At 34.7% G+C, this 17,267-nt stretch carries 16 protein-coding genes; all 16 read left to right on the forward strand.

Annotation, left to right across the window (positions count from 1 at the left end; translation table 11 throughout):
• Window positions 1-1,108, forward strand: a 1,108-nt coding sequence (locus CSUIS19073_RS06860) for a flagellin (protein WP_337214396.1), incomplete at its 5' end; no start/stop codon positions are given.
• 236 nt (window positions 1,109-1,344) lie between these two features.
• Entirely contained in the window at window positions 1,345-2,517 is a 1,173-nt protein-coding gene (locus CSUIS19073_RS06865) for a polysaccharide biosynthesis protein (RefSeq protein ID WP_086237192.1), read from the forward strand.
• Entirely contained in the window at window positions 2,504-3,664 is a 1,161-nt protein-coding gene (locus tag CSUIS19073_RS06870; RefSeq protein WP_086242245.1) for a LegC family aminotransferase, read from the forward strand. Before CSUIS19073_RS06865 ends, CSUIS19073_RS06870 begins: the two co-directional genes overlap by 14 nt.
• A 110-nt stretch (window positions 3,665-3,774) precedes the next feature.
• Window positions 3,775-5,220 carry an acetyl-CoA carboxylase subunit A gene (locus tag CSUIS19073_RS06875; RefSeq protein ID WP_086242244.1) on the forward strand — a complete coding sequence of 482 codons (1,446 nt, stop codon included), beginning with the start codon at window positions 3,775-3,777 and terminating at the stop codon, window positions 5,218-5,220.
• A 3-nt stretch (window positions 5,221-5,223) separates the two neighbouring features.
• The gene (locus CSUIS19073_RS06880) at window positions 5,224-5,418 is read left to right on the forward strand and encodes a hypothetical protein (protein ID WP_236845264.1); all 195 of its coding nucleotides are present in this window, start codon (window positions 5,224-5,226) and stop codon (window positions 5,416-5,418) included.
• On the forward strand, window positions 5,411-6,130 hold the full coding sequence (locus tag CSUIS19073_RS06885) for an arginyltransferase (protein WP_086237188.1): 720 nt from the start codon (window positions 5,411-5,413) through the stop codon (window positions 6,128-6,130). The genes CSUIS19073_RS06880 and CSUIS19073_RS06885 overlap by 8 nt, the downstream gene beginning before the upstream one ends.
• 52 nt (window positions 6,131-6,182) lie before the next feature.
• A complete protein-coding gene (locus tag CSUIS19073_RS06890; RefSeq protein ID WP_086237187.1) occupies window positions 6,183-7,013 on the forward strand; it encodes an adenylosuccinate lyase in 831 nt (276 codons plus the stop codon).
• 2 nt (window positions 7,014-7,015) lie between these two features.
• Window positions 7,016-7,783: a pyridoxine 5'-phosphate synthase gene (locus CSUIS19073_RS06895; protein WP_086237186.1), complete on the forward strand. Its 768-nt coding sequence runs from the start codon at window positions 7,016-7,018 to the stop codon at window positions 7,781-7,783.
• A complete protein-coding gene (pdxA, locus tag CSUIS19073_RS06900) occupies window positions 7,770-8,693 on the forward strand; it encodes a 4-hydroxythreonine-4-phosphate dehydrogenase (protein WP_086237185.1) in 924 nt (307 codons plus the stop codon). Before CSUIS19073_RS06895 ends, pdxA begins: the two co-directional genes overlap by 14 nt.
• A 51-nt stretch (window positions 8,694-8,744) precedes the next feature.
• Complete coding sequence (locus tag CSUIS19073_RS06905; protein ID WP_086237184.1) at window positions 8,745-10,286, forward strand: inorganic phosphate transporter; 1,542 nt, start codon at window positions 8,745-8,747, stop codon at window positions 10,284-10,286.
• Between the two features lie 101 nt (window positions 10,287-10,387).
• Window positions 10,388-10,648 carry a DNA cytosine methyltransferase gene (locus CSUIS19073_RS06910; RefSeq protein WP_086293281.1) on the forward strand — a complete coding sequence of 87 codons (261 nt, stop codon included), beginning with the start codon at window positions 10,388-10,390 and terminating at the stop codon, window positions 10,646-10,648.
• Window positions 10,645-11,466, forward strand: coding sequence for a DNA cytosine methyltransferase (locus CSUIS19073_RS06915; protein ID WP_086293279.1), 822 nt, complete (start codon window positions 10,645-10,647; stop codon window positions 11,464-11,466). The genes CSUIS19073_RS06910 and CSUIS19073_RS06915 overlap by 4 nt, the downstream gene beginning before the upstream one ends.
• Window positions 11,463-12,503 carry a DNA cytosine methyltransferase gene (locus CSUIS19073_RS06920; protein WP_086242241.1) on the forward strand — a complete coding sequence of 347 codons (1,041 nt, stop codon included), beginning with the start codon at window positions 11,463-11,465 and terminating at the stop codon, window positions 12,501-12,503. Before CSUIS19073_RS06915 ends, CSUIS19073_RS06920 begins: the two co-directional genes overlap by 4 nt.
• Window positions 12,500-12,784, forward strand: coding sequence for a hypothetical protein (locus CSUIS19073_RS06925; RefSeq protein ID WP_086237181.1), 285 nt, complete (start codon window positions 12,500-12,502; stop codon window positions 12,782-12,784). The genes CSUIS19073_RS06920 and CSUIS19073_RS06925 overlap by 4 nt, the downstream gene beginning before the upstream one ends.
• Window positions 12,785-12,810: 26 nt before the next feature.
• A complete protein-coding gene (locus CSUIS19073_RS06930; RefSeq protein WP_086237180.1) occupies window positions 12,811-13,974 on the forward strand; it encodes a hypothetical protein in 1,164 nt (387 codons plus the stop codon).
• A 163-nt stretch (window positions 13,975-14,137) separates the two neighbouring features.
• The gene (locus CSUIS19073_RS06935) at window positions 14,138-16,933 is read left to right on the forward strand and encodes a flagellin N-terminal helical domain-containing protein (RefSeq protein ID WP_086237179.1); all 2,796 of its coding nucleotides are present in this window, start codon (window positions 14,138-14,140) and stop codon (window positions 16,931-16,933) included.
• The last annotated feature ends 334 nt before the right edge of the window (window positions 16,934-17,267 follow it).

Raw genomic sequence — 17,267 nt, forward strand, 5'->3', positions numbered from 1 at the left:
AGCTAAAGTAAGCATAGGTGCTACAAATTCAAATACTATAGGGCATACGAGGTTTGAGACTGTATGTAATGTCGTAATATCTCATTTTTCAGCTATTAGTAAATTTTCTATAAAACTTAGCGGTATTGATGGCTATCCAAATGGATATGTTTTTCAACAAATTGTTTCAGATACAATGCAAACAGAGGGTTTTAAAGCAATTGCTGAGATGATGAATGGGGTAAGTGATTTAACTGGTGTAAAAGTTAAGGTTAATAATACTCAAATTTTTAGTGATGCTGTATCAACTGGCTCTATTAAAAACCTTACAATCAACGGAGTAACAATCGGGGATGTTGCGATTAAAGCTAATGATAGCGATAATGTATTAATCGGAGCTATCAACGCTAAAAAAGATGAAACTGGAGTAGAGGCAAGTATAGAAAATGGTCATTTGGTTTTAGCCGCTAAAGATGGTAGAGCTATTAGGATTGGAGCTCTATCTGGAGCAAGCTTTATGGGTGGCGATACTACCGGTTATTCTAATGGTTCTGCTGGTGGTGGCGTGGCATTTATGGGTTCTCTTACATTTATTCGCCAAGATGCTAGAGATATTAAGATAGGTATAGATGGATTATCTACTATGTCTGGATTTACAGATGGTGGAGCTATGATAAGTGCAGCTTCTATAGCTTCAAATGCTTATAATCAAGCTAGTGTAAATTTAAAATATATGAACTCTGGAACAATAAGTGCAACTTTGGCTAAAGCAATGGGGTATTTTAATGGTGGAGCTTCGGCAGCTGGTGGTGGCTGGGGCGATCAAGCTGGTGGTGTAAATACTTATGGTGGAGCTCAAGCTATGGCAGATGTGGCTGAGAGTGCTAGAAAGACTTTAGATAAGATTAGAGCTGATCTAGGCTCAGTCCAAAATCAATTAATCGCTACTATTAATAATATCACAGTTACCCAAGTCAATGTAAAATCAGCTGAAAGTCAGATAAGGGATGTGGATTTTGCTAGTGAGAGTGCGACATTTTCTAAGCACAATATCCTAGCTCAAAGTGGTAGCTACGCTATGAGCCAAGCTAATGCTGTTCAACAAAATATATTAAAACTACTACAATAAATAGTGGTTTAAAAGCTTTTAAATTTACTTTATTTAGTATTAAAAGCATAAATAGCAATAAGATTTAACTCTGCTTGCGGTGTGCGGTCGTTAGGAGAGTGATTAAGATAAACTCGCACAAAACTCATTAAACTTTACAAGTCCTTTTTATCCCTAGGAGACTAGGGGTAAAATACACTTCTAAAATTTTTTAAATTCAGCTATAATTAAAATAACACAATCAAAAAGAGTTAGCAATGATAGATATATTAAGCCTTATAGGTAGAGATGAGCCACTTTTTAGCTCTGATATGGCAAATTTAGATAATGAGCTAAGGAGCATTATAAGTAGATCTAAATTCTTAGTAGTAGGTGGTGCTGGAAGTATCGGTCAAGCGGTGGTAAAAGAGATTTTTGCTAGAGAGCCAAAAGCCCTTGATGTGGTGGATATCAGCGAGAATAATCTAGTAGAGCTAGTGCGTGATATTAGAAGTAGCTATGGGTATATTAGCGGTGGATTTGCTACATATGCTATTGATGCTGGGTCGCAGATATTTGCTGAGTTTATGAGATCAAATGAGTATGATTATGTATTAAATTTAAGTGCTTTAAAGCATGTAAGGAGTGAAAAGGATCCATACACGCTAATGAGATTAATCCAAACAAATATATTTAATAGCGATGAGATAATGAAGCACTCCAAGCGATATTTTACAGTTAGTAGCGATAAGGCTGCTAATCCTGTTAATATGATGGGGGCTAGTAAGAGAATTATGGAGATGTTTGCTTTTATGCGATCAAGCTTAACTCCTGTTAGTATGGCTAGATTTGCTAATGTAGCATTTAGCGATGGGAGTTTGCTTTATGGGTTTGAGCAAAGGATGAGAAAGCTCCAGCCAATTGTCGCTCCAAATGATGTCCGCAGATACTTCATAACGCCTAAAGAGAGTGGGGAGCTATGCTTATTAAGTGCGATTTTTGGGGGTAATAGGGAGATATTTTTCCCTAAATTAGATGAGAGACTAAATTTGATTAAATTTAGTGATATAGCGGTGAAATATCTGAGATTTAAAGGCTATGAGCCATATATTTGCCAAGATGAGAGCGAGGCTAGAGCTAAGGCTAGAAAGCTATCTAGAAGTGGCAAGTGGGCGTGTCTATTTAGTAGTAGTGATACGACTGGGGAGAAGGATTATGAGGAGTTTTATACCGGTGATGAGAGATTGAATTTAGATAAGTTCAAAAGCATTGGCGTGATAGAAAATGATATAGATATAAGTAGCGATAGATTGCGTGAGTTTGAGCTAAATATCAAAGATATGATGGATAATTCTAAATTTGATAAAAGTGCGATAATGGCGGAATTTATAAAAGTTTTGCCAGAGTTTAATCATATAGAAAAGGGTAGATACTTAGATGGAAAGATGTAAGATATATGAAAAGATAATTAAATTTATAAAAGATGAGTATAAAGCCCAAAGCGTCGCCTTACACGAGCCAAAATTCATTGGCAATGAGATGAGATATTTAAAGCAGTGTATAGATAGTGGATTTGTCTCTAGTGTGGGGCAGTTTGTAACTGATATAGAAAGGGATATGGCTAGGATAACAGGGGCTAAATATGCTGTGGCTATGAGTAGTGGCACGGCGGCTTTACATATAGCTTTGATATGTGCTGGGGTAAGGGCTGGTGAAGAGGTGATAACTCAGCCTTTGAGTTTTGTAGCTACGGCAAATGCGATTAGTTATACTGGTGCTAGTGCGGTATTTGTAGATGTGGATATGGATACGATGGGAATGAGCCCAAGTAGCTTAAGTAAATTTTTAGATGAAAACTGCATTAAAAAAGATGGTAAATGCTATAACAAAAATAGCGATAAATTTATAAGTGCTTGCGTGCCTATGCATACATTTGGAATGGTGTGTAAAATAGATGAGATAGCTCAAATTTGTAATATGTGGGGGATAAATTTGATTGAAGATGCCGCTGAGAGCCTAGGTAGCAAGTATAAGGGCACTCATAGCGGTAGATTTGGTCTTGCTGGGGTGTTTTCGTTTAATGGTAATAAGATAGCTACAAGCGGTGGCGGTGGAGTGCTAATAAGCGATGATGAGAATATGGCTAAAATGGCTAAGCACCTAAGCACCACAGCCAAAGTTCCCCACCCATATGAGTATAATCACGATTATATCGCATATAATTACAGAATGCCAAATTTAAACGCTGGATTGCTAAAAGCTCAACTTGAAAATCTAGATCTATATTTAAAAGACAAAAGGGAGTTAGCTCAAAAATATGCTAAATTTTTTGATAGCTTGGGGATAAAATTTATTAATGAGCCTAAGGATTGCCTTAGTAATTACTGGCTAATGGGTATTATCTTAGATGATAAAAATAGTCGTGATGAACTGCTAAAATATGCTAATGAAAAATCAGTGATGATGCGTCCAGCGTGGAGACTAACAAGTGAGCTAGATATGTATAAAAACTGCATAAAAGATGAGAATAAAAATGCCAAATATCTAGCTGATAGGATAGTAAATATCCCAAGCGGAGTTAGGTTAAATTTAGCTTGATGGCTAAGCTAATGTAACGCATTATTTAAAATTTAAATTTATTTTTCTATTTTTAGCTAAAAAATATCCAAATTTAGCTAAAATCAATAAATTTTTTTAAAGGTAACTTCATGATATATAAAATTTTAATTGCCAATCGTGGCGAAATAGCTGTTAGAATCGTTAGGGCTTGTAAGGATTTACATATTAAAAATGTAGCTATTTACACAGAGCCAGATAAAGACTCACTCCATGTCAAGGTCGCTGATGAGGCGTATGAGATAGGCAAAGATCCGATAAAAGGCTACTTGGATGCTAGTAGAATTGTAGAAGTGGCTAAGGCTTGTGGGGCTGATGCGATACACCCAGGGTATGGATTTTTAAGTGAAAATTATGAATTTGCTAAGATGGTTGAAGATGCGGGACTTACATTTATAGGGCCAAAATCTGAAGTCATTTTAAAGATGGGAAATAAAAATATCGCTAGAAATTTAATGCATAAAAATGGCATTCCAGTCGTGCCAGGGACTGAGGCGTTAAATAAGCAGAGTATAGAAACCATAAAATTAGAAGCTGAAAAAATCGGCTATCCAGTTATTTTAAAAGCAAGTGGCGGCGGTGGCGGTCGTGGCATTAGAGAGGTGTGGGATCCAGCGGATTTAGAAAGTAGCTATGAGAGTTGTAAAAGAGAGGCTAAGGCGTTTTTTAATAACGATGAGGTCTTTATGGAGAAATTAATTGTCAAGCCTAGACATATTGAGTTTCAAATTTTAGGTGATAATTATGGCAATCTAATCCACCTTTGTGAGCGTGATTGCTCTATCCAAAGACGCCATCAAAAGGTTATCGAGATAGCGCCTTGCCCTACTATCAGCGAGGATTTACGCAAAAGAATGGGCGTAGCAGCAGTAGCAGCAGCTAAGGCTGTAGGATATACTAATGCGGGGACGATTGAGTTTTTATTAGATGATTATAATAATTTTTATTTTATGGAGATGAATACTAGAATTCAAGTCGAACACGGCGTAACTGAAGAGATAGTAGGAGTAGATCTCATCTCTAGACAAATTCGCATTGCTGCAGGCGAGATACTAGATATAGACCAAACCGAGGTTAAACCACAAGGGGTGGCTATAGAAGCTAGGATTACGGCTGAGAATGTGTGGAAAAACTTTATCCCAAGCCCTGGCAAGATAACTGGCTACTTCCCAGCCTTAGGGCCTGGTGTAAGGGTAGATAGCCATATGTATCAAGGATACTCTATACCGCCATTTTATGACTCACTTGTGGCTAAGCTAATTGTAAAAGCTAGAAGTTATGATTTAGCTGTAAGCAAGCTTGAGAGAGCCTTAGATGAATTTACTATTGAAGGCGTTAGGACTACGCTACCATTTTTATTAGCAATATCTAAAAGAAGGCATTTTAGACGCGGATTTTTTGATACTAGCTATATCGAAGAGAGACTTCAAGATATATTAGAAAATACCCACGATAGCAACCAAGAGAACAAAGAAGAGGTAATCGCAGCCATAGCTGCAGCGATCCAAAAGGTAAAATCTAGTAGAGAAAATGGATAATTGATGGATTTTTTAGATAGTTTAAAAGAGATAAAAGGCAATATGCTAAAAGAGCAAAAAGCCACGCCAAAGCAGTCAAATCCAAATAAAGATGAGATTAAAGATATATTTGATGAAGACCCAGTCCATAAAGAGGCTAGATTAAGAGATGAATTTATGGAATTCATCAAATATTCGGATATTAAAAAGCTTGACTGAGATTGAGTTTAGCACCCTTGATACGCCATGTGCGTATCTGAAGGGAAAAATGGCTAGGAATAGCTATAAATATATATTTAATGCTTCTTATGATTACAACTCCGCTTTGGTAGAGCATGGATATAGGAGATTTGGTAAATACTTCTCCAAGCCAATTTGCGATGGTTGTAGTGAGTGTAAAAGCCTAAGAATAGATGCGGATAAATTCAAATTCACCAAAAGCCTAAGGCGAGTAATCCGCAAGAATGAAGAGGCTAAAATAGAAGCTATCATAACTCGCCCACACATAAGCCAAAAGCATATAAATTTATATGAAAAATACCATAAATTTATGGAAAATAAGCGTGGTTGGAAGTATCATCAGATGGATTATGAGCGATATTTTGATGTCTATGTAGATGGTGCTGGGGAGTTTGGCTTTGAGGTGGATTATTATGATGGCGATAGCTTGATTTGCGTTGATCTTATCGATATTACCGCTGATGGCATTAGCTCAATTTACTGCTTTTGGGACATAGATTATGCATATTTGAGCCTTGGGAAATACTCGCTTTTAAATCAAATTTTAATAGCAAAAGCACATAAATTGCCATGGATATATCTAGGATTTTATGTCAAGGGTTGCGAAAGCTTGGAGTATAAAAGCGACTATAAACCATATCAAATTTTACAAGATTACTCTGAGCTTGATGAGACGGCGATTTGGCTTTAGGGGAACATAATTTGCTTTAACAGCAATATAAAATAAATTTATAGGGCTTGAAATGGAGATTACACAGACATTAGAGTCAATTACTATTGTAACTGATGATTGTGATTTATATCTAAATCTTATCTATAAAATACGCCAAAGCTTTGCTAATGTGATTGGAACTCGCGATAGAATTATTATATTTTATAATGAAAATGAACTAATCCAGCGTAAATATCTACTTAAATTTATAGCAAATTTATATAGAAAAACTGTTGGAAGTGGGGTTGAGTTTTGGCTTACTCATCATAAAAATATTAAGCTAATATATAAAAATCCAACTTCACTACAAATATTAATAGATATAGATATTAAATTTGAAGATTCTAAAGTTTTATTTGATCTTAAAAATAGCGAAGAGCTATTTGCAAAATATCTAATGCGTGGATTTAATGATGCTAATTGCGACTATTTCCCGCGACAAAATTGGCTATTTTTTACCCCAAAAAGCCAAAAAGATATAGATACCCTTTCAAATATAATAAACATAAAAGAGCATTTAAAATATACGGTAAATTTCAACTATAATAAAGATGAATTTGAGCTTTTCAAACGCAGATTTAACGCATTAAACTCTAAAGAGTATAAACGCAAATTTACTATGCTAGCTACGCTTTTAGAAGACCACTTTCACACTCTTGGGTGCGAAGTGGGCGATGATTATGATACAGTTCGAGCTAGTTATTTAAATTTAATTAAAATTTACCACCCAGATCGCAATGCGACCAAATCAGATGAGATTAAAAAGAGCTACACAGATAAATTTCAAAAAATCGGCTTAGCTTATGAGGCCTTAAAACCATATTTTCAAGAGCAAAAAAATTTTATAAAATCACAAGGATAGATATGAAATTAGGTGTAAATATAGATCATATAGCTATACTTAGACAAGCAAGGCAGGTAAATGACCCAGATATATTAAATGCGATGTATTTAGCCATTGGTGCTAGGGCCGATCAGATCACAATCCATCTTCGTGAAGATCGCAGACATATAGATGATATAGATGCGAAAAATATTATAAATTTTTGCTCAATTCCAGTAAATTTAGAGTGCGCAACTGCGATTACAGATATAGTCTTAAGCTTGCGACCTAACCGCGCTACCATAGTGCCAGAAAAGCGTCAAGAGCTAACCACAGAGGGGGGATTAAACCTTAGTAGCCCTGAGCTACCTTCAGCGATTAAGGCTATGATGGGTGCTAATATCGATGTATCTTTGTTTATAGATCCAAATTTAGATGATATAAAAGTAGCTAAAGAGCTAGGCGTAAGCACGATTGAGCTACATACTGGGAGCTTTGCTAATGCTTATTTAATGGCATTTTCTAATATCTCTAAGACCAAATTTAGCATTAAATCTTTAGAGAATATGGATATTAAAGAGGCTTTAGAAGCTGAGCTTGATAGGATTAGGGTTGGGGCTAAATTTGCTAAAAATATAGGGCTAAAAGTCGCAGCCGGTCATGGGCTAAACTACCAAAATGTAGGGCTTATGGCTAAAATTCCAGAAATTTTTGAGCTAAATATAGGTCAAAGCATAGTAGCACGATCGGTATTTGTAGGTTTAGATCAAGCTATAAAAGAGATGAAAAGGCTGATTGATGAGGCCTAAAATTGCAATTAGCGTAGGGGATATAAACGGCGTTGGCATTGAGATTGCCCTAAAAAGCCATAAAGATATAATTCAAATTTGCAAACCAATATATTTTATAAATTCCAAGCTATTAAGCCGTGCTGCAAAGCTCTTAAATAGCTATATTCCGCCTGAATTTGATATATATGAGTGTGGCGATGATTTTGAGATAAAGCCAGGCGAGGTAAGCAAAAAAAGCGGTAAATTCTCATTTATTAGCTTTGAAAATGCCTTAAATTTCACCGCCAAAGGCAAAGCAGACGCACTTGTAACCTTGCCAATAAATAAAGAGAGTTGGAAAAGAGCCAAAATCCCATATAAAGGGCATACTGACGCACTTAGTAGCTATTTTAAGCGTGATGCGATTATGATGCTTGGGTGCGATGAGCTTTATGTAGCGTTATTTAGCGATCATATAGCATTAAAAGATGTTAGCAAAAAGATTAAATTTAAATCTCTTAAGCGATTTTTGCTCGATTTTTACACCTCTACGAAATTTGAAAAAGTAGGGGTCCTAGGCTTTAATCCCCACGCTAGTGATAATGGAACTATCGGTGGAAAAGAGGAGATTAAGATCAAAAGAGCTATAAAAGAGGTAAATAATATACTAAATAAGCCTATTTTTATAGGTCCGCTTGTGCCTGATGCGGCATTTACACCAAATTCTCTAAAATCAACTAATCGCCTAATCGCCCTTTATCACGATGTTGGCTTAGCACCGCTAAAGGCACTATATTTTGACCGCTCTATTAATATAAGCTTAAATTTACCAATCATTCGCACAAGTGTCGATCACGGAACCGCTTTTGATATAGCCTACCAGTCTAAAGCTGATAATAAAAGCTACATACAATCCATTAAATTTGCGATAAATTCAGTAAAAATTTAAGGCTAAAAAGATAAAATAAAATTATAATAAAAGAGATTAGAGGGGGTTTGCTTGGGTCGAGATAATCTTTTTGCTACTTTGCTTTTTATCATATCATTAGTGGTTTTTTTCACATGGGGTTATGGCTATATAGATGGCCATCATCTACTGCTTTTTATCTTAGCTAGTATTTTTGGTCTATTTATGGCGTTTAATATCGGTGGTAACGATGTTGCTAACGCATTTGGCACAAGCGTGGGGGCTAAAACTCTTACTATTAAACAAGCACTTATAATAGCTGCTGTATTTGAGTTAAGTGGTGCTGTATTTGCTGGAGCAGAAGTTACAAATACTATTAGAAGTGGGATTGTAACCTTGCCAAATAGCGGTAATGTCAATCCTATGATTTTTGCTGCGGTTATGCTCTCAGCCCTTATGAGCTCTGGAATTTGGCTCTTTATCGCTACTAAAAAGGGTTTGCCAGTATCTACTACTCATGCTATTGTAGGTGGTATCGTGGGGTCTAGCTTGATAATGGGATATATATATTATAATGATGGCAATACTCTAGATATGGTAAAATGGAGCTCCATTGGTAGTATCGCACTTAGCTGGGTAGTATCTCCTGTGATGGGTGGGGTGATTGCTTATATGGTATTTGGCTACATTAAAACCAAGATTATCACTCCAAGCGCAGAGCTACAATCACAAATCAAAGCTATTAAAGCTCAAAAACGAAGCTTTAAAGAGAGCTATATAAAAGAGCTATCAAATAAGAGTGAAGCCGAGCAAATTCAAGAGCTTAGAAATATCGCTATTAGCGATGATGAAGATGTAGTAAGTAGTAGTCCATTTAGAGAGAAGATTAAGGAATTTAAAAAGCAAGAAAAGCTAATAGACGCGATGAAATATATGAGAATTCATATACCGATTTTAGCCGCAACTGCTGCGATGATTATCTCATCTACGCTTTTGTTTAAGGGGCTAAAGCATATGAATTTGAAATTTAGCACCATTGAGACTATTTGGATACTATTTGTTATTGGCACAGCGGCGTATTTGGTTAGCTTTTCTATTGTTAATATGATGAAAAAGGACAATCCACAAAAGGGCATTAATAGAATTTTTGGCTGGTTTCAGATATTTACCGCCTCATCATTTGCATTCTCTCATGGGGCAAATGATATAGCAAACGCCATTGGTCCGTTCGCTGCGATTTTAGATGTTTTAAAAAATAACGCCATAAATAGCACTGCGGCAATCCCAGCAATTGCGATGGTAACTTTTGGCGTGGCACTTGTGGTAGGGCTATGGTTTTTAGGTAAAGAGGTTATCACTACAGTTGGGACTAAGCTTACAGAGATTTTGCCTACGACTGGATTTAGTGCTGAGCTATCAGCGAGTATAGTTATATTAATCGCTACTAAGATGGGGCTACCTATTAGCTCAACCCATGTTTTGATAGGAGCGGTGCTTGGCATTGGGCTATATAATCGCAATGCTAATTGGGGAATGCTAAAGCCAATTGGTCTAGCGTGGGTGATAACGCTTCCAGTATCTATGATAGGTTCAGCCGTAGCTTTCTTAATTATTGTAAATATTTTAGGATTATAATAGTTGGCTTTGTTGCAATTAAATATTGATTTATTACAAATAGACCAAGCTATGCCATTGATGGTAGCATATATTTATAATGTTTAGAAAGGAATGTAAAAATGGCATTAAATGGTTTATCTTTATTTTCAAGTGCAGGTATAGCTGAAATGAACTTGGCTAATTGTAATATTAAAATGAAGTTGGCAAATGAGTTACTTCCCATAAGAGCAAAAACACACGAATTTTGGCATCCAAACTCAAAAATGATTTGTGGCGATATTACGCAAAGCGAAATTAAAAATGAAATTATAAAAGAAGCAAAAAAAGCTAAGATAGACTTTATTTTAGCTACCCCCCCCCTTGTCAAGGCGTATCTTTGATTGGTAAAAATAAAAGTAATGCAGATATGCTTAAAGATAAAAGAAATTTTTTGATTTTTGAAGCCTTTGATATTATAGATAGCATTAAGCCAAAAGTTGTAGTAATTGAAAATGTGGCTAGATTTTTAGATATGCTATTTCCATATGATAATGATTTTAAAAACATAGAGTTTATAATCCGTTCTCGGTATTCACTGCGGTATAATATTGATGTGAAAGTCTATAATTGTGCCGATTACGGTATTCCACAGAATAGACTTCGTGCGATAATTGTAATGACAAATAAAGATTATACCTATAATATTCCTAAAAAAAATAGTAGGTTTGTAAGTGTTAGGGAAGCGATAGGGCATTTGCCATCATTGGAAAGTGGTGAGCATTCAAAAATAAAAAATCACAATGCTAGAAAGCATATAGAATCCCACATTTTAGCTATGAGACATACACCAACAGGGCATTCTGCTTTTGAAAATGAAATATATTTCCCAAAAACTAAAGATGGCAAAAGAGCTAAAGGTTATATGGCTTCTTATAAACGCATTGAATGGGATAAACCTGCGCCTACAATAACAATGAGAAATGATTGCCTATCATCTCAAAGCAATGTCCATCCGGGTCGCTTACAAAGTGATGGCACATATAGTGATGCAAGAGTTTTGACATTAAGAGAAATTTTTATTTTAAGCTCTATAAATCCTGATTTAGATATTCCAAAATTTGCTAGTGATATTCAAATAAGACATATGGTTGGCGAGGGTGTTCCACCATTGCTAATTGAAAAAATCTGTAAAAATATTAATAGGGTTAGTGCGAAATGAAAGGTTTATCTTTATTTTCAAGTGCAGGTATAGCCGAAATGTATTTAAAGAATTTAGGAATCGAAATAGTAGTAGCAAATGAATTACTTCCTAAAAGAGCAGAACTCTATAAATGGTTATATCTAAAATGTGAGATGGTTGTAGGCGATATAAAAGAAAGTAATAATTTTACCAAAATTCAGCAATTAGTAAGAGAGAATGATTGTAAATTTTTACTTGCAACACCGCCTTGTCAGGGTATGAGTTCGCTTGGAAAAAAAGACTATGATAATGATGAAAGAAATTATCTAGTTTTTTATGTGTTTGATTTAATCGATAGTAGTAATTTCGATTATATTTTAATCGAAAATGTTCCAAAATTTTTAAAACTATATTTTCCACATAATGGCAAATTCAAACAGCTTATTGATATTGTTAAAGATAAATATAATGATAGGTATAGTATTGATAGTTTTGTATTGAATGCTAAAGATTTTGGTGTGCCACAATCTCGCCCAAGAGGCTTTATTAAAATTTGGAAAAAATCTCTAAAATGGGATAATCCAAAACCACAAAAAGAAATTTCTTTAAAAGAAGCGATAGGGCATTTGCCATCATTGGAAAGTGGCGAGAAAAGTGATTTAAAATGGCATTACGCAAAAAAACACAATAATAGAGATATATTAGCTTTAAAACACACAGCAGAGGGTAAATCTGCTATGAAAAATGAAATTTACTACCCTAAAAAAGAAAATGGAGATAGGATTATAGGATTTCATAACACTTATAAGCGTATGAAATGGAACGAACCTGCTCCTACAAGAGCAATAAATAGTGGAAATATAGGCGGTCATAACAATGTCCATCCGGGTCGCTTACAAAGTGATGGCACATATAGTGATGCAAGAGTTTTGACATTAAGAGAATTATTTATTGTTAGCTCACTCCCAGCAGATTGGGACTTACCTGATTTTGCAAGTGAAACGCTTATAAGAAGCGTAATAGGTGAAGCAATACCGCCTATGTTTTGTAAAAATATAATTAAAGGTATAAAATGATAAATCTCAATCGCTCAAAAGATAATAAATGGATTTTACAAAAAAATATCAGTTCAATAAAACTTATGGAGGCATATATTGATGCCTTAAAAAAGCAAAATAATGAAATAAATTGTCAAAATTTGCAAGATAATTTACGATATGATGGTCTTTATATGGGGCGGTCAGCAGATGGTTCATTAAGCACGATGGGTGTTAGATTTTCTCAAATGTGTTTTTATATGTTTGGGTATAAAAAAATAATAAATTTATACCAAGTGCTACTACGCAATTATTACTAAAAAATAATAATGAAAAAGCAGAACTAATGCTTATAAATCTATTTTCCATGCAATTTCCACAACCATATAGCAAAACGCCAAGTAATTTTAAATTATATTTTGGCAGACTTATTTTAAAACTATTGCTAGATGAACGATTAGAAAAAAAGCTTTTTATTGATGAGTGTATATGGTTTTTACCGTTTATAGAAACTATAAATGACAAATTTTATAATGAGTTAGTGAATTCAATTCTTGAATATAGGATTTTAGGATATGCTAATAAATTAGAACTTTTTAAAAGCGTTGATAATTTTAACGATGTGTTTGCAAACGCTACACACGAACTAAAATATTACTTTTTTAATATTTTTGCAGAATTTGGTGTTTTAGAATTTGTTGAAGATAAAAACCATAATAGTGGACAACTTTTTGATTTTGCTCACGGCACAAATTCAAGACGCAATGATAGCTACGCTTCAAATAAAAAATATAGCGGGTTTATTAAGATAGTAGAAACATTAAAAGAAAAAGCTTCGTTGCTTTTAGATAAATATTCATTTGATGACGTCCCAAGCTCTCAAAGTGACTTTTTTCTAAAAAGTCAATGGCTAGAGGAGTTGTATGAATTAGCACCACTCAAATATATGGCTACATTAGAGTGTAGAAATTTTAATGCACTAGATATTATGAATACTGTTAATAAAATGTTGCATTTATCAAAATATGGAAGTAATGATGGTAAAGATTTTGAATTTGCACTTAAGGATAGCTTTGAGCTATTTAGAGAAATTAAAGAGTGTGAAATAATTAGTGGCTCTGGAGATACAGACATTATATGTGGCGTTTTAAATGAAAACGATACTATTCCTTACAAAATCAATGTAGATGCAAAGAAAAGTGGTAAAGCTACACAATCATTAAATGCAAAACGATTGATGTTGCATATTAAAAAAAATGGCTCAAAATATTGTATTGTTGTGTCACCAAAATTTGCAAGTGGTGTTAAAAATGATATTGTAGGAGATAAAATTGTAATCGTGGAAGCTGAAACACTTGGGCGTTATATATCAAAAGATTGTTTATCATCAAATGATGGCTTCTCTAATTTCACAATAATAGATAAAATCATAGAACAAAATTATGGGAAAGATATTACACCGCTTATTAACAAAAGGATCGATAGTATTTACTCATTAGATTTTCAATAAATATATATCTACAAAATAAACAAAAAACCGTTTTAAATTTTTGATTTGTATTAAACCAATGCTTTATTATAACAGAGCCTAATAGTTTATAAATATCCTTGCAGATATACTAAATTTCGGAACGATATTTGCTTTTTAACTTCCAAATTTTAGGAGAAGTGCAATGCGTATTACCAATCAGCTTATGAATTTCAACAATATCTACAACTACCAAAAAAACTCAACCTCTTTATATCAATCCCAACAAGCCTTTAGCTCAGGGCTTAAAATCCAGCACTCATATGAAGGAAGTGCGATTTATGTTGATGCGGCTAGATTGGAGTATGAGGGCAACTTACTTCAACAAGTTCAAAGCACCACATTAAAAGCTACTGAATTTTCAAAAAATAGCGACCGAGCCTTAAATGATTTTGTCTCTAAATTAACCGAGTTTAAAACCAAATTGATCCAAGCTGCTAATGATATTCACGACTCCACTTCAAGAAACGCTATTGCCAACGACCTAGAAGGTATCAAGAAAAATTTAATCGATATAGCCAATACCACTATAAATGGTCAATATCTATTTTCTGGAACTGCACTTGATACTAAGCCTATAGATACTCTTGGCAATTACTATGGCAATGGCGAGACTATCCACGCTGTTATAGGGCCTAACCAAACAGCTAAATATAATATAGATGGCAAATCGCTATTTATAGGCTCAGATAATGACTATAATAGGATAATAACAACAAATGTAAATTTGGTTAATAATTATAATAAACTAGAGCACCCAGATGAGCCTGTAAAATATGTAGAGCTTACAGATGATTTAAGGGATTTAATCGGCGAAAATTATAGAAGTCAGGAGTATAATAAGGTTAATAAGCCAGGCACCGATGACTTTAGTCTTGATAAATTAGGTGGTCAAGATACCACATTTTTCTTACAAGGTAGAAAGCCAGATGGGACTACATTTGCTACTAAGATTACTATGACCCCAAACTCATCTATCCAAAGCCTACTAGATAATATCGGCTACGCTCTTGGCAATGACAAAGATGGTAAGAATAAGCTAGTAGAAGTAACTATGAATAACAGCGGTCAAATCGAGATAAAAGATGTAAGAGATGGCAATCAAATGATCGAGCTTCATCTATTTGGGCTTACTCCACAGCTATCAACGGAAAAATACAATGTAGGTGGCTTTGAGATAAATATTGACCCAGCCACATCGGCAAATTATAAGGTAACTACCACAAGAGATGCTAATGACAATATCACAGAGATCAGTGCGATAAATAATAACAACAATCAAGCCTATACCATAAGTGTAAATGCCCAAGGTCAATTACAAGTAACTACAGGCAACAATACAACCGTAGTTCCAAATGTCAATAACCCATCTGCTCTAAATTTAAGTGATTTAGGGAATAATGGTATAGGAGTTGATGATTTTAGACCATTTAACCCAAATGACGCAGATCAAGTAAGAAATATGTCTAGCACCAAGGTAAGGGATAAGGATGGCTCATGGGTAGATGTGAGTGCTTTAAGCGATTTAGAGACTATAGAGAAAAATGTTAAAAACGGCAAGGTCTATCTAACTGAATTTATCAAAAGTAGCTTTAATGATATAGTTGGGGCTAAAAATGACGCTACAGATTATAGTAAATTACAATTTGAAAAAAAAGATAATATCCTTATAGGCTCAGTATCTCAGGTGGTTAAAGGCAAGAATGAATTTGCTACTGATACTACAAAGATAAAAGATGTAGCCGGGGCTAATCTACAAGAGAATGAAAATAGCAATATCACAATGCAGATTAAATCTAAAAATGGCAAATATTATCAAGTCAAAATAGATTTTACCGATCCGCTCTCAGCTAGCGATCCTAAGGCTACGCAGCTTACCATCACTGAAACTAACGCCGATGGAACGCCTATAATCCCACAAGGCGCTGCAACTCCGGTACCAGTCTATCAAGGCAATATAATGCTAGGTAAGTATAATGAAGCCACTAAAGCCACAGATGGGGTAGTAACCAAAGCTGATGATATAAGCTACAAACAACTAAATGATATAGTAGCTATGGTAGCAGCTGGTAATTTGCCTGATGATAGGATTGGTAATACGGTAGCAAAAAATTTAAGCGATCAGAATTTGTTTGCTAACGCACCAATTAATGATGCAAATGCTTTAAAAACAGCTATAAAAACCAATGTCAATGATCCAGCTACAGAAGCTATAATAGACCAAGCTATAGATCAAGCTATAGCTGGGTTAAATTTCCCATTACAAGGAGATGCTAAAAAAGAAACCCTAGGCAAGGTCAAGGATAATATTATTAATAATACAGATTATGCTACTGCTAGATTTGATGCTTATAATAAAGCTATTGAAGCAGCTAATGCTAGTGTGAATGTAGAGCTAAACTACAAAGGTCAAATGCAAATCACAGATAAGAGTGCGACTGTATCAAATATAGAAGTTTCGATTTTTGAAAGCTTTAGCGATGGTAAGCCTGAATTTGGCAAAGAGGCTAACTCCACAGTGGCCGGATCGCTATTTAACTTCACTGCTAATAATATGATTAATATAGATGAGCCAAGCGTGGATATATTTAAAGATTTAGATGATATGATCCAAGCTGTAAGAGATGGTAGCTATAGGGGCAATCCAGATGGCAATAACGCTAGAACTACTGGTATCCAAGGCGCTTTAAAAAGGATAGATCATATCCAAGACCATGTCAATAAGCACCACACGCAAATTGGCTCATATACAAATGTATTAGAGAGCTCAGGCACAAGGGCTAGTATGCTATATGTCAATGTAGAGAGTGTCAAAAATGATATAGTGGGTGCGGATTTGGCTGAGAGTATGATTATGTATAAGCAGTATTTATTGCAATTTGAAGCAATGCTACAAACTTCATCAATGATTGGTAAGATTAGTTTGCTTAATTATATGTAAGATTGCCCTATTAAAATCCGTAGCGTAAGCCACCCCTTGAAAGGCTTTTTCAAGGGGTTAGGGGTTGTTAAGGGGGAAGGGGTAGCGACTGCCAAAAAAGCGTCCCCCTTCCCACTTAAAAAGAAAATTAATATAGATTATTTTATTTTTAAGACTAGGTTAGGTTTAGAATAAAATCAAAAAAAGGTTTAATACTCCAAATTTTAGCCAAAAACTCCTTCGAGTTTTTTATTGCTTTAAATTTGATTTTTACTCCAAATTTTCGCCGTAAAACAACCATTTAGGTTGTTTTACTATTGCGAAAATTTTGTTCAAACTTTTTTAAATTCTTTTT

It is taken from the genome of Campylobacter sp. RM19073 (genome assembly GCF_024723495.1).
GTDB lineage: Bacteria > Campylobacterota > Campylobacteria > Campylobacterales > Campylobacteraceae > Campylobacter > Campylobacter porcelli.